This is a genomic window from Pedobacter sp. BMA (genome assembly GCF_001027745.1).
Lineage (GTDB): Bacteria > Bacteroidota > Bacteroidia > Sphingobacteriales > Sphingobacteriaceae > Pedobacter.
The window spans coordinates 492,881-507,291 of the sequence record NZ_LECU01000004.1 but is presented as its reverse complement, the minus strand read 5'-3'; the positions used below and the strand labels follow the sequence as shown (position 1 = coordinate 507,291).

At 41.2% G+C, this 14,411-nt stretch carries 11 protein-coding genes; 7 read left to right on the top strand and 4 right to left on the bottom strand.

Features of this window, described 5'->3' with window-relative positions:
* Positions 1-24: 24 nt before the first annotated feature.
* A complete protein-coding gene (locus AB669_RS08465) occupies positions 25-1,347 on the top strand; it encodes an OmpA family protein (protein ID WP_047798837.1) in 1,323 nt (440 codons plus the stop codon).
* Between the two features lie 105 nt (positions 1,348-1,452).
* Here the strand turns inward: AB669_RS08465 and AB669_RS08460 are convergent, their stop codons facing one another.
* Entirely contained in the window at positions 1,453-2,421 is a 969-nt protein-coding gene (locus AB669_RS08460; RefSeq protein ID WP_156166704.1) for a hypothetical protein, read from the bottom strand.
* Positions 2,422-2,543: 122 nt separating this feature from the next.
* On the opposite strand from AB669_RS08460, the gene AB669_RS08455 reads away from it, so the two are divergent.
* The 6 genes from AB669_RS08455 (at position 2,544) to AB669_RS21505 (ending at position 10,343) form a co-directional block, all read left to right on the top strand.
* Complete coding sequence (locus tag AB669_RS08455) at positions 2,544-2,978, top strand: MarR family winged helix-turn-helix transcriptional regulator (RefSeq protein ID WP_047798835.1); 435 nt, start codon at positions 2,544-2,546, stop codon at positions 2,976-2,978.
* Between the two features lies 1 nt (position 2,979).
* Positions 2,980-5,385 (top strand): 3-hydroxyacyl-CoA dehydrogenase/enoyl-CoA hydratase family protein, encoded by a 2,406-nt coding sequence (locus AB669_RS08450; protein WP_047798834.1) that lies wholly within the window; start codon positions 2,980-2,982, stop codon positions 5,383-5,385.
* A gap of 128 nt (positions 5,386-5,513) precedes the next feature.
* The gene (locus AB669_RS08445; RefSeq protein ID WP_047798833.1) at positions 5,514-6,689 is read left to right on the top strand and encodes an acetyl-CoA C-acyltransferase; all 1,176 of its coding nucleotides are present in this window, start codon (positions 5,514-5,516) and stop codon (positions 6,687-6,689) included.
* 65 nt (positions 6,690-6,754) lie between these two features.
* The gene (locus AB669_RS08440; protein WP_047798832.1) at positions 6,755-8,548 is read left to right on the top strand and encodes an acyl-CoA dehydrogenase family protein; all 1,794 of its coding nucleotides are present in this window, start codon (positions 6,755-6,757) and stop codon (positions 8,546-8,548) included.
* Between the two features lie 239 nt (positions 8,549-8,787).
* Complete coding sequence (locus AB669_RS08435) at positions 8,788-9,234, top strand: FKBP-type peptidyl-prolyl cis-trans isomerase (RefSeq protein ID WP_047798831.1); 447 nt, start codon at positions 8,788-8,790, stop codon at positions 9,232-9,234.
* A gap of 182 nt (positions 9,235-9,416) precedes the next feature.
* Positions 9,417-10,343 carry an FKBP-type peptidyl-prolyl cis-trans isomerase gene (locus AB669_RS21505; RefSeq protein ID WP_053058335.1) on the top strand — a complete coding sequence of 309 codons (927 nt, stop codon included), beginning with the start codon at positions 9,417-9,419 and terminating at the stop codon, positions 10,341-10,343.
* Here the strand turns inward: AB669_RS21505 and AB669_RS08425 are convergent.
* The 3 genes from AB669_RS08425 to AB669_RS08415 all read right to left on the bottom strand — a co-directional run bounded on the left by AB669_RS08425 (position 10,333) and on the right by AB669_RS08415 (position 14,331).
* Positions 10,333-11,634 carry a deoxyribodipyrimidine photo-lyase gene (locus tag AB669_RS08425; protein ID WP_047798830.1) on the bottom strand — a complete coding sequence of 434 codons (1,302 nt, stop codon included), beginning with the start codon at positions 11,632-11,634 and terminating at the stop codon, positions 10,333-10,335. The genes AB669_RS21505 and AB669_RS08425 overlap by 11 nt on opposite strands.
* A 26-nt stretch (positions 11,635-11,660) precedes the next feature.
* Complete coding sequence (locus tag AB669_RS08420; RefSeq protein WP_047798829.1) at positions 11,661-12,563, bottom strand: TIGR01777 family oxidoreductase; 903 nt, start codon at positions 12,561-12,563, stop codon at positions 11,661-11,663.
* A 133-nt stretch (positions 12,564-12,696) separates the two neighbouring features.
* Positions 12,697-14,331, bottom strand: coding sequence for a DUF4139 domain-containing protein (locus AB669_RS08415; protein ID WP_047798828.1), 1,635 nt, complete (start codon positions 14,329-14,331; stop codon positions 12,697-12,699).
* Positions 14,332-14,411: the final 80 nt, after the last annotated feature.

Below are 14,411 nucleotides of genomic sequence, written 5' to 3'. Positions count from 1 at the left end.
CTTATTCAACGTTATACAAAAATTATGAAAGTAAGTTTATTCAAAGCACTGCCAGTTGCACTAGCTGGTTTGTTTATGGGATCGGCCGCTTTAGCGCAGGAAACACCTTCTGCCACTACGGCTGCAAAATTCAGAACCTGGTCTATCGGTGTTAATGCCGGAGTTCTAACACCTGTTTCACCGCTGGGTGGCAGAAACGATTTTAGCAATAACAAATACAATTTTGGTTATGGCTTGTATATCAAAAAACAATTTACTCCATACTTCTCACTTCGTTTAGATGGAGTAAGAGGTAAATTAAGTGGTGATAATACGGAAGCTTTCGGAAGCGGCGCAGCGAATAACTCAGCAGTGAGATCTTTTGAAACGCAATTAGAGTATTCAGCAACTTTGAACGCTGTAGTTAACATGTTTAATATCGACATGTTTAAGAAAGAGAATGCATTACAACTTTATGCATTGGCAGGTGCCGGTTTTGCGGGTTATCAGCCAACTATCACTACCGCTGGCGGAACAACTGCATTTGGTGGTGGCAAAACAATTAACGAATTGATTATTCCGGTAGGTTTAGGTGCAAAGTTCAAGCTAACAGATGCTGTGAATTTTGATTTGGGTTGGACATTCAACTATGTTGATGGTGATAATTTGGATGGTGTTTACAGAAACGGTAACGACAAATACAGCTATGCACATGCTGGTTTAGAGTTTGCTTTAGGCTCTGGAAAACAACTGGCTTTCCATAATCCGGTTGCTGCAACTTATGATGAAGCAGTAGCTGCAAAAAATACAGCGAATGCCTTGAAATCTGACCTGGATGCACAAAAAGCGGAAAATGCAAAATTGCGTTCAGAGATGGCTGATATCTTAAAAGATACAGATGGTGACGGTGTTGCTGATAAATTAGATAAATGCCCTGGAACGCCGGCTGGTACCGTTGTAGATGGTTCAGGTTGTCCTTTAAAAACTCCGGAAAAAGTGGTTGAAAGAATCATCACTGAAGAAGACCGTAAAGTAGTTAAAGATGCGATTTCTAATTTAGAGTTTGATTTAGGTAAAGCGACAATCCGTTCTAAATCATTCGCAACTTTAAACCGCGTTGCTGGTTTATTGATTCAGAAAAACTTTAGCCTGAAATTAGCTGGTCATACTGACATTACAGGTTCAAGAGAATTGAATTTACGTTTATCAAAAGAAAGAGCTGAATCAGTAAAGGCTTATCTGGTAACACAAGGTGCGAATGCATCACGTATCGAAGCTACTGGTTACGGACCTGATCAACCGATTGCAACCAATAAAACTGCAGCTGGTCGTCAACAAAACCGTCGTGTAGAGTTTACGCTTTACTAAGCATATCGAATTTAAATATAATACGAAAGCGCCCCGGTTATTAGCCGGGGCGCTTTTGCTTTTTAGTGAAATCTGAATAGTTTTGTTCAGGGTACTTTTACATTTTTATTGGTTCGAGGCAATAGACTTGATTACCTGTTTAATTTTGTTCAGGTCGTTCATCTCCACATCAGGTTTTCCAGGTGATAACATCTGATAGATGATCTGGTTATCTTTACTGTCATATATGCTGATTATTTTATCATTAGTGCGCCTGGTATAAATCAGGTATTTTAGATTGGATTGAGGTGCCAGTATCAAGCTGTCGAGCTGTTGACTGGTTACAAATTTTAGCTTGTAGTTATACTGTTCCAGTTTTTCATCTGAGGGGGAACTTGCCGGCTGCTGCGCAGAAAAAAGCTGACGGATGTATTCAGGAACATACAATGTTTCTTTGGTAAGCTCCGGAACACGGATTTTATTGTAAAACTGGAAATCAAGCGAGCGGCTTTGTCCATACAATAAGCCATCATTGATTTGTTTTAAATAGCCCGACAAGAATCCGGGCGACCAATTAAAGAATATAGACGAATTATAGAAATCTCCAACCAGATTTCTTTTCACCGATCTTGAAATTTCTTCCTTACCACCACTATGCTGTTGTGCATTGATGCCGGTATATAAATCTGGCGAAAGGGTCACATAGGCCAGGGTATAAATATTATTTTTTTTGGGCACATCAGACGGCGTAACCAAAGCCAGGGAGTAAATGATATTGCTGGTTAGAATCTCATCCGTTTTAGTGTTGAAAGTATCAAATGAAAAGAAGGAATACTGCTCAGCCGTTTGATATTTTGATAGCTCTTCGGGCTTAATAATTTTGTAAGGGGTTATGGTCCATACTTTTTTGATGGCCTCATCGAATTGCTGCAGATCCTGGTAGTTTTTATATTGGAGGGTAAAAAGCGTTGTAGTTTGCTGAAGCACCTGGAGTTTCTGACTGTTAAACAATTCTTTTCCGTAGTAGGTTACCTGGGCTTCGGCAACCTTACCAAATGCAAACACCAGGGCCAGGAGGAGCCATAGTTTTCTCATAATCATTGTGATTTGTGTGTGGCTCAATAATAATAATCTTTTAACAATTATTTTCTTTTTTTCTATTGCAATAACAAAATACATTCATTAGCTTTGTTATGCAAGCATAATAAATTAACAAAATGAAACAACAGCAAACATTAGATTATCACGTGAAGTTTGCATGGCAGAACATGTTTAATAAGTATAACCAGATGGCGGCCAGTTTTGGGATTACACAGGCTATCGGGTACATGTTGATTAACATTAATGATGAGGAAGGGACTGCTGTTTCTAACCTGGCGGGACTACTGGGGGTGAAAGCAACAAGTTTGTCGCGTATGCTGAATAACATGGAAGAGGCTGGACTGATTTACCGTGAGACGTCTGTTGGCGATAAACGCTCGGTAAAAGTGTTTCTTACTGATTTTGGTAAGGAGAAAAAACATTTGGCCAAAGGTGTTGTTCGAAAATTTAATGAGTATCTCGACGAGCATTTCTCTAAAAAAGAAAAGGAGACGTTCATTAATCTATTGATAAAACTAAATGATATAACTGTAGCATATACTGTTGATTAACATGAAAAGAAGCATAAACAAAGTTGCCGTTCTGGGCTCGGGGATTATGGGTTCGCGTATTGCATGCCATTTTGCCAATATTGGTGTAGAGGTTTTGCTTTTAGATATTGCACCAAAAGAGCTGACACCTGAAGAGCAGGCAAAAGGATTGACACTGGATAAACCAGTAGTAAAAAACAGGATTGTAGATACCGCGTTGCAAACTGCTGTAAAAACTAATCCTTCTCCGGTTTATTCTAAAAAAGTATTGAACAAGATTAAAACCGGAAACTTTGACGATGACATGTCGAAAATTGCCGGTTATGACTGGGTGATTGAAGTGGTGGTGGAAAATCTTGATATCAAAAAGAAGGTTTTTGAACAGGTAGAACAGTTCCGTAAACCCGGAACCCTGATTACTTCTAATACTTCTGGTATCCCTATTCATTTGATGGCGGAAGGCAGGAGTGACGACTTTAAGGCAAATTTCTGCGGAACGCACTTTTTTAACCCGCCACGTTACCTGAAGTTGCTGGAGATCATTCCAACACCACACACCAAGCCGGAAATTGTTGATTTCCTGATGCACTATGGTGATAAATTTCTAGGCAAAACAACGGTTTTGTGTAAAGATACGCCGGCATTTATTGCCAACCGGGTTGGGGTGTATTCAATTATGGCACTATTGCATCTGGTAGAAAAGCTTGACCTGACTGTAGAGGAGGTAGATAAGTTTACGGGACCGGCGTTGGGAAGGCCAAAATCGGCTACTTTTCGTACTTCGGATGTAGTTGGGCTGGATACCATGATTAAGGTAGCAAAAGGACTTTACGATAATTGCCCTGAGGATAAAGCACATGAGTTATTTAAACTTCCTGCCTACGTGCAAAAAATGGAAGAAAATAAATGGCTTGGTGATAAAACCAAACAGGGTTTCTATAAGAAAACAAAAACAGCCGAAGGGAAAACAGAGATCCTGGCGCTGGACCTGAAAACCCTTGAATATAAGCCACAGCAGAAGGTAAAATCTTCTACCCTGGAAATGACTAAGCCTGTTGAGAATCTGCGTGAGCGCATGAAGATTTTTGCCAAAGGAAAAGATAAAGCAGGTGAATTGTTCCGTCATTCCTCTTTCGGGTTGTTTGAATATGTTTCAGACCGGATTCCGGAGATTTCAGATGAGTTGTATCGCATTGATGATGCGATGCGGGCAGGTTTTGGCTGGGAGTTAGGACCATTTGAGCTTTGGGATGCGGTTGGTGTTAAAGAGGGAATTGAAGGAATGGAGCAGTACGGAAACAAGGCAGCTTCATGGATTCATGAAATGCTTCAGGCAGGCCATACCACATTTTACAAAGTGGAATCTGGCATTAAAAAATATTATGATATCCCAAGCAAATCCTATAAAGCGCTGCCGGGTACAGACGAGTTTATAATTTTAGATAACATCCGTGAAAACAAAACGCTGTGGAAAAACTCTGGCGTTTCGATTATCGATCTGGGTGATGGCATCTTGAATGTAGAATTCCATACTAAAATGAATACCATCGGTGGAGATGTGATCTCGGGTATCAATAAGGCAATTGATATGGCCGAGAAAGACTACCGCGGTTTGGTTATTGGTAACGATGGCGCAAATTTTTCTGCCGGTGCAAATGTAGGGATGATTTTCATGATGGCTGTAGAGCAGGAGTGGGACGAATTAAATATGGCCATCCGCATGTTTCAGAATACTTCTATGCGCATTCGTTATTCATCCATTCCGGTTGTGGTTGCGCCGCATAATTTAACACTTGGTGGTGGCTGCGAGTTCAGCTTACACGCTGACCATGTGCAGCTTTCTGCGGAAACTTACATGGGGCTAGTAGAATTTGGTGTGGGTGTTATTCCTGGTGGCGGCGGAACAAAAGAGTTTGCTTTACGGGCCTCTGATGAATACAAAGACGATCAGATTGTCCAAAATGCCCTGAAAGAACGCTTCCTGACAATCGGTATGGCAAAGGTGTCGACTTCGGGTTATGAAGCTTACGAACTGGGTTATCTGCAGAAAGATAAGTTCTCGATTTCGATGAACAGAAACAGGTTACTGGCGGATGCGAAAGCGAAAGCCATTGAGCTGGCAGAGGCAGGCTATACTAAACCTGTTCAGCGCACAGATATTAAAGTGCTGGGTAAACAGGGGCTGGGGATTGTGTACGCAGGGGCAAATAGCATGTATGCCGGACACTTCATTTCTGAACACGATAAGAAAATCTCAGAAAAACTGGGTTATGTAATGTGTGGCGGTGATTTATCCTACCCAACTGAAGTGAGTGAACAATATTTACTGGATCTGGAAAGGGAGGCATTTTTGTCACTGGCCGGAGAAAGAAAATCATTGGAAAGGATCCAGTCGATTATTACTAAAGGAAAACCGTTGAGGAATTAGAAGTTAGTACAAGGATACGACTATTAAGGTATGAGTATTGGGATTACTAACAGATTTAAACTAAAAAATGGCGATTTCAAGCTGAGCTTTGTCTTGATAATTGATACTCGCTACTAGATACAAAAACAATGGAAGCATATATTATAGCCGGATATCGTACAGCAGTGGGCAAAGCTCCACGTGGCGTATTTCGTTTTACAAGAGCTGATGATTTGGCTGCAGAAGTAATCAGAGCATTGGTTGCCTCTGTTCCAAATCTGGATAAGGAACAGATTGATGATGTAATTGTGGGTAATGCTACACCAGAAGCAGAGCAAGGTTTGAATATTGCCAGGATGATTTCGCTGATGGGCCTGGATACGGATAAAGTGCCTGGCGTTACGGTAAACCGTTATTGTGCCTCTGGTTTGGATACCATTGCTACCGCGGTTGCGAAAATTAAAGCGGGTATGGCCGATTGCATTATTGCCGGTGGAGTGGAAGTAATGAGTGGAATGCCCTTTGGTGGCTGGAAACTGGTACCCAATGCTGAGGTTGCCAAAAATAATCCCGACTGGTATTGGGGCATGGGATTAACGGCCGAGGCAGTTGCAAAAGAGTACAATGTAAGCCGTGAAGACCAGGATGCATTTTCTTTGAAATCTCATGAGAAAGCCATTCAGGCCATTAAAAACGGTCACCTTAAAGACGGGATTTTGCCTATCACCGTCAAAGAAAATTACCTGGACGAGAACCTGAAAAAGAAAACCCGTTCTTACGTGGTAGATACCGATGAGGGGCCCCGGGCAGATACGACACTGGAAAAGCTGGCTAAGCTTAAGCCTGTGTTCGATGCTGTCGGCAGTGTAACAGCCGGTAACTCTTCGCAAACCTCAGATGGTGCAGCATTTGTTTTGGTGGTTTCTGAAAAGAAAATGAAAGAACTGAACGCAGAGCCGATTGCACGATTAGTGAGTTACGGCGTTGCTGGCGTGCCACCGAGAATTATGGGCATTGGACCAATTGAGGCTATTCCAAAAGCATTAAAGCAAGCAGGTTTAAAACAAAGCGATATCGACCTGATCGAACTGAATGAGGCATTTGCTTCTCAATCTTTAGCGATCATCAGAACTCTGGATTTGAATCCTGATATCGTCAATGTAAACGGTGGGGCAATTGCATTGGGTCATCCACTGGGTTGTACAGGCGCAAAGCTTTCTGTGCAGATGTTAAATGAGTTGAAGAGGCAGGATAAAAAATATGGAATGGTTACCATGTGTGTAGGTACGGGACAGGGTGCAGCTGGAATATTTGAACTGCTATAGCTATACCGTACTGATTAAGTGTAAAAAAAAGCGACTTTCAATACTCGCTATTAGATATTATAAAAATGGAAACGACTGCAAAAAAAACAATTAAAGGCGGAGAATTCTTAATCAAGGAAACCGTATATCAGGATGTATTTATCCCTGAAGAATTTGATGAAGAGCAACAGATGATTGCACAGACTTGTCGCGATTTTCTGGAAGCTGAAGTGTATCCTAACTTAGATAAAATAGACAAGCAGGAAGATCCTGAATTGATGCCAACACTTTTGACAAAAGCGGGAGAGCTGGGAATTCTCGGTGTTTCTGTACCGGAGGAATACGGAGGTTTTGGGAAAAATTTCAATACCTCAATGCTTGTGGCTGATGTGATCGGTGCCGGGCATTCATTTGCGGTAGCGCTTTCAGCCCATACAGGAATTGGTACTTTGCCTATCCTGTATTACGGTAACGAAGAGCAAAAAGCAAAATACATCCCTAAATTGGGTTCAGGAGAATGGAAAGCTGCTTACTGCCTGACAGAACCAAACTCAGGATCGGATGCTAATTCCGGAAAGACAAAAGCAAAGTTGAGTGATGATGGTAAACATTATATCATCAACGGGCAGAAGATGTGGATTACCAATGGTGGTTTTGCAGATATCTTTATCGTATTCGCTAAAATAGACGACGATAAAAACCTAACAGCATTTATTGTAGAGAAAGATTTCGGTGGAATTACCATGAATCCTGAAGAGCATAAGATGGGTATTAAAGGTTCTTCTACCCGTCAGGTGTTTTTTAACGATTGTGAAGTGCCGGTTGAGAATATGCTGAGTGATCGGGAAAACGGTTTTAAGATTGCCGTAAACATCCTGAATATCGGCCGTATCAAACTATCTGCTGCAGCAATTGGTGCGTCGAAGGCCACTTTGAATACAGCCATTAACTACTCGAATGAACGCAGTCAGTTCGGCCGTCCGATTTCGAAGTATGGTGCCATCCGCTTTAAAATTGCGGAAATTGCTTCCAAGCTATATGCAGTTGATGCGGCAAACTATCGCGCGGGGCAAAATATTGATGATACCTATGATGCATTAGTTGAAGGAGGTATGGAGTCGGGCAAGGCGAGGCTGAAATCGGTGGAGCAGTTTGCAGTGGAGTGCGCTATTTTGAAAGTCTGGGGTTCTGAGGCTTTAGACTATACCGTTGATGAAGGAGTTCAGATTTATGGTGGTATGGGTTTTAGTGCTGATGCACCGATGGACAGGGCCTACCGCGATGCCCGGATCAACAGGATTTTTGAAGGCACGAATGAGATTAACCGTTTGCTTACCGTTGATATGATGTTGAAACGCGCCATGAAAGGTGAACTGGACTTAATGACTCCGGCAACTGCGGTTGCTGCGGAATTAATGAGTATTCCTGATTTTGGCGAGGAGGATACTACCTTATTTGCTGCCGAGAAAAAAGTGCTGGCTAACTTGAAGAAAGCGACTTTAATGGTGGCAGGGGCTGCGGTTCAAAAACTGATGATGACCTTAAGTAAGGAACAGGAGATTTTAATGAACATCGCCGATATGGCTGGTTATGTTTACGTACTCGAATCGGCTCTATTGAGAACAGAGAAACTGGTAGCAACAAAAGGAGAGGATGCAACAGCGGGTCAGCTGGATTTATTAAGGATTTATATGGTTGAGGCTGTGGATGGGGTTGCGAAAGCCGGTAAAGAAGCACTATGGGCTTTTGCTGAAGGTGATGAGCAACGCATGATGCTGGTTGGCTTGCGCCGCTTTACCAAAGTAGAGCCATTTAATGTTAAGGATGCCCGTCAACGTGTTGCACAACAGTTGATTGAGGCGAATAAATATGTTTTTTAGGTTTTTGTATTGAGGGTTTGTGGTTCAGGGATGGGTTTTATCAGCTCTTCCCTGAACCTTTTTTTGTTTATGGCATTAGGTGATTTTTTTAACATATAAAGCATTTAAGGCAAAATAGGGTTTGAATCTAAAATGTACTTACATTCCTGATATGGTTAAACCTCACCCGCTCGAATAAAAAATAGTGATTTAGCAGCATTGTAATGAAATTAATATTTTTAAAATCCTACTTTTGCGGCATGAATAAGTTTAAACTACTAACTGTTATCCTATTGTTTACAGCGACTTTTACAGCTTGTAAAAAAGATAAAGATACCGAAAAGCAGATTGCTGATTTTATTGCAGAAAATAATATCAATGCAACGAAAGATAATTCCGGATTGTATTACCAGATCATCAAACCTGGTAGCGGGACTTTTACTTATCCTGCAAATACCAGAATTACGATTAAATATGAAGGTAGATTACTGGATGGTAGTGTTTTCGATAACGGAGGCGGTAAAGAACAAACCTTCAATCTTGCTGATTTGATTCAAGGCTGGAGAATAGGCATACCCAAAATTCAAAAGGGAGGAGAAATCCGTTTAATTGTACCACCAAGCCTGGGTTATGGAAGCAGTTCTGCCGGACCAATTCCTGGAAACTCTGTACTTGATTTTACTATTCAGCTTTCGAATACACAATAAGCCAGAAGCGAAAGGTAAAAGTGTAGCGGTAGGGAACTTTAGGGAAGCCTTTATGATTCAGCTTTTTTGTTAAAATAGGTTAAAAATTGTAGCATCCGTATTAAAAGCTTATTTTTGCAGGTAATGTCTCTGCCAATTCAATACTCGATTTTACAATTACACTTACAGACGTACAATAATAAATGAACAATTTTACCAAACTTAGCCTCCTGACACTTATCGTGGCTTCAACAATATTCAGCTCCTGTAAAAAGGAGTATGATTCTATACAAACTGTTGATGATTCGGCTATAGCGGCTTATATATCCAAGAATAAACTGACTTCGATGGTACCTGATTCACTTAAAACAGGTTTCTACTATCAGGTTACCAATCCGACGACTGGTTCATTGTTTGCAAATAAAGATTCGATATTATATGATGTCACAATCAAATCGATGAGCAGCGGTACGCAATACTTACAGTCGCCAACCTACGCTAATTTAGGGACGTATGTAGGATATCTTAACAGCTTTTATCAGTCATCATTGCTTGCCCCTGGTCAAAATACCGCGAGCGCCTGGAATATACCAGCTTTCCGCACGGCAGCATTGAAATTGAAACCAGGTGGTTCTGCACGCATTTTATTGCCTTCTTATTTAGCATTTGGCAGAAACGGAGCGGGAAGCATTCCATCAAACGAAAATCTTGATATTACCTTAACGAGTTATGCTTACGCAAAACAATGGCAGTTTGATGATTATAAAATAACAAATTATTTGGCCACTAAAGGTTTAACGGCGACTAAGGATGTATCGAGGGTATATTACATTACTACGACTACAGGAACTGGAGTGGATCCTATTAGCGAATCAAGTTCACTAGTTGTTAAATATACCGGGAGATTTATTGACGGAACTGTTTTTGACTCTTCTACAGACGGTACATACACAACAACACTTACTGGAGTAATAACCGGCTGGGGAAAGATTATTCCAAAGTTCACTGCAGGAGCCAAATTCAGAATGTTTATTCCATCTGATTTAGGTTATGGTACATCAGGTAGCGGCAGTGTTCCGCCCAATGCTATACTTGATTTCGACGTCGAAATCGTAAGCGTTACGAACTAGATAAAGCTTCTTTAAAAACTTTCAGCACTCTTTCACGTGCAAATGTATGCTCAACCAATGGTTGGGCATATTTTTTTGTGCCATATTCCGGTACCCATTTTTTGATGTATTCAAATTTAGGATCAAAACGTTTGGTTTGCAGCTCTGGATTGAATACCCTGAAATATGGGGCGGCATCATTGCCTGATCCGGCAGCCCACTGCCAGCCACCTACATTACTGGCCATTTCGTAATCCAGCAACTTTTCTGCGAAATAGGCTTCACCCCAGCGCCAGTCGATCAACAGGTGCTTCGATAGGAAGCTAGCCACCACCATACGCACGCGGTTGTGCATCCAGCCGGTTTCGTTCAGCTGTCTCATTCCGGCATCAACTATTGGGTAGCCTGTATTGCCCGAACACCAGGCTTTGAACTCCTTTTCATTGTTGCGCCACTTGATTTTATCATACTGTTTTTTATATGAATCAAATGCCGCATAGGGGAAATGCCAAAGAATCATCATGTAAAATTCTCTCCAGGCCAGTTCCGAAAGCCATACATTCGATTTAGCATCCAGCGCATCTTTTACAGCCTTTCTGATACTTAATGTGCCAAAACGCAGGTGTAATCCGATGTGGGTTGTTGAATCTAAAGCAGGAAAATCACGCTCTTTGGCATAGTCATCTAATTTATCTTTGTAGCTCAGTTTGGGAAACCTTAGCCTGCTTTCTTCAAAACCCATTTCAGCTAAGGCCGGGATAGCCAGGTGTTTTGTTTTAAATAAGTTGCTGAAATATTTTTTAGTGGGATAGGGTTTGGTATAAAAATCATTCAATTTAGCATGCCACTGCTTGTAAAATGGGGTAAATACTGTATAGGGTGTTTTATCGGCTTTTAAGATTTCTCCTTTTTCAAAAATGACCTGGTCTTTGTAGGTTTTAAATTGAATTTTTTCACTGGTCAGAAATTCAGCCATGTTATCATCACGTTCACGGGCGTAAGGTTCATAATCGTGATTGGTGTAAACTTCTTTAACCTCGTAACCTTTCAGAATTTCAGGCCATACTTTCTCAGGTCTGCCGTATTTGACTAAGAGATCCGACCCGTGTTTTTGAAGATCTTCTCTTAAATCCTGAATCGTTTGATAAATGAAGGTTACCCGTGCATCGTTTTTGGGAAGTTTATCGAGAATATTTTTATCGAAAATAAAAACAGGCAAAACAGGATTTTCGCCTTTTAAAGCGCGGTATAAGGCGGCATTGTCTTCTAAACGTAAATCGCGGCGGAACCAAAAAATGGAAATGGTTTTCATAAGGAAAGGGTGATTTTTTTGAGCGGTTACCGATACAAATCGGCAAGTGCATCATTCAAATGGGTAAACTTAAATTTGAATCCGGCATCTAAAATTTTCTGCGCAGAGGTATTACTACTCATGAGTACGGCTTCGGCCCTTTGGCCCATTATTAATTCAATGGCTTTTTTCGGAACCTTTAAAGGCCAGAACGGTCGGTGAAGCTGTTTTGCAATTGCCCTGGTCAATGCTTCATTAGTTTGGGGGAATGGGGCACAGGCATTGTAGGCACCTTCCATTTTTAAATTGCTGATGGCTTCGATATACATGTCTACCATATCATCAATATGCAGCCATGGAGTCCATTGTTTCCCGGTTCCCAAAGATGAACCCACAAATAAACGCACTGATTGATCCAGCTGTGGTAAAGCACCGCCCTTGGTACTCAATACGATACCTGTACGTAATTTTACAATACGCAGGCCCAACTTTTTACCTTCATCAACGGCATTTTCCCATAGTTTGCAGCATTCTGCCAGAAAACCAAAGCCAGCCGGACTCTCTTCTGTTAGAATTTCTTCGCCGCAATCCCCGTAATAACCTACCGCCGATGCAGATATGAAGGATTTAATCTGGTGATTTGGATTAGATTTGAGGGTATTGAAAATCAATTGGGTGGATTTTACCCGGCTATCAATGATTTGCTGCTTTCGTTCATCGGTCCATTTTTTTTCTGCAACAGGTTCTCCTGCCAGGTGAATGATCGCCTCTACACCTTCGATACATGTCGAGTCTATTGTGCCTTTGTAGACATCCCAAATAAAATTATTTGGGTCGTTGCTTCGTTTTCGGGAAAGTGTATTAACCTCGTAACCTTGTTTGAGTAATTTCTTCTTCAGTTGAGTACCCACTAAGCCAGTCGCACCAGTAATCAGAATCTTTCTTGCCATGCTAATTAAACAGTAAAGATAGGTTTTTGTTGGCAACCGTGTGGCTTATACTTCATATCTTAGCATGAAGTATAAGCACTGAGGTTTCAGTAATATCGCCACTTCAAGCACCAATAGCTGGGTTATTTACTTTTTACAAACCTGTTATAATTTTGCTTTTTGGCGCTTTAACTGAGTAGCTGAGTTTAATGGTTTTGGTTTCATTTGGTGCAATTTTTAGCTGCCAGGTGAGCATGCCAGTTTCCCTGTTTACCGTTGCTCCACTGTTTTCCAGTAGTTCGGTTTCGATGTCGCTATCACTTGACAAGGGATATTGATCTTTCAAATTCAGCTCAATGCTTTCTTTTTTGGTATTTCTGATCTTGATTAAGTAGGTGAAAACCTGTTTTTTATTGGAGCCTATCAGTTTACTACTGCTAAAATCTTCCTGTTTTTCTCTGGTAACGATGATCTTTTTATCCTTTCCCATACTGAGATTTAAGGTGTCTGTGAGATTGGCCGGGTTGATATACGATTTACCGGTGTACGTGCCTTCGAATATGATGTTCGCATCGCCTGCCTGGAGGTTTAATTTTTCCCAGTTTACCACTTCAGCAAGAAGATACGCTTCCCGGGTTAATTTTGGAGCGGCATAATATTTATAGCTTGCAGGTACCTCGTACTCTTTAAAAGCTACGGTGTGTGGCTTATTGTCGCTATTCACATCATATGGTATGTCGATATCGAAAGTTACACCAAGTTGCGTTTCATTAACGCTGGTGTAATTATTAATGGTTGATGGGGCAGCTGGCTTTTCTCTTTTTGCCTTTTCGTAACCCGTTACAACCACTTCTTTCAGCATTTTGTCTTGAGCCATGGACGATATTCCCCTAATTTGTATTCCTGCCGCTTTACCTGCCAGCGCCTGTTGAACAGGATTGTATACAGAAACAAACCAGGGATTTAAATTTGGTGCAGTAATGTTGTAATTTGGATTTCCAGTTGATAGAGAGAGTTTCACTTTTTTCCAGTCTAAACCCGTATTCTGTGTAATCTCAGCTTTGTAAATCATCGCCAGGGGTTGAGTTGTACTGGACGATTTGATATCATAATTTGCCAACCAGCCTGCGTTGGGTGTAACATAGTTAATGCTGTATTGGGCATCAGTATTTTCCTTCGACATCACCTGGATCACCAATTGTCCAAGTTGTTGATTGGGGTTATTTCTAAATTCTGCCAGTTGCTGCTGCAACTGGTTTAATTTCTGACTTTGTTTATCTTCAGTTTGGGCCAATAGCGCTATGGCGTTGCGAACTTCAGTATTTTTTGCCCTGTAGTATTCGGCAAGTTTCATCAGTTCAGTTACATTGGTCCCAGTTGTTGTTCCGCCCGATTTCCGGTTCTCATCCAGCAATACCAGGGTTTGTTCTTCGATGGTTTTGGCATTACGGGTTTTAATGAGCAGGCTGTTTATCAGGTTTATGCTGTCGTTAAGTTTTTTAGTTTCCGGATTTGCTGCATCTGTATTCAGAAAATCGCGGTTAAACTGTACGGCCAGAATGGTAACGCCAGTGGATACGCCAACCTGGATAGAGCTTTCGTTTACACGGCCGGAGATATTATTAATGGCAATTTCTGAGGTACCAGCTGGTAAGGCAACCTTTCCTGTGTGAGAAAGCAGTGCGCCGTTGTTGTAAACCGTTACGCTTTCTAAAGTGGCCTTTGATTTAATTTGTTGCTGGGCGAGGAGGGTGAAAGGGAGAAATAATGCGATCAGGAGAAGTTTCATGTTATCAGTTTAATGGTTTTTTATAATCTATAATCAAAATGAGGATGATCAGTTATTGCTGATTCCATAACCCACATTGT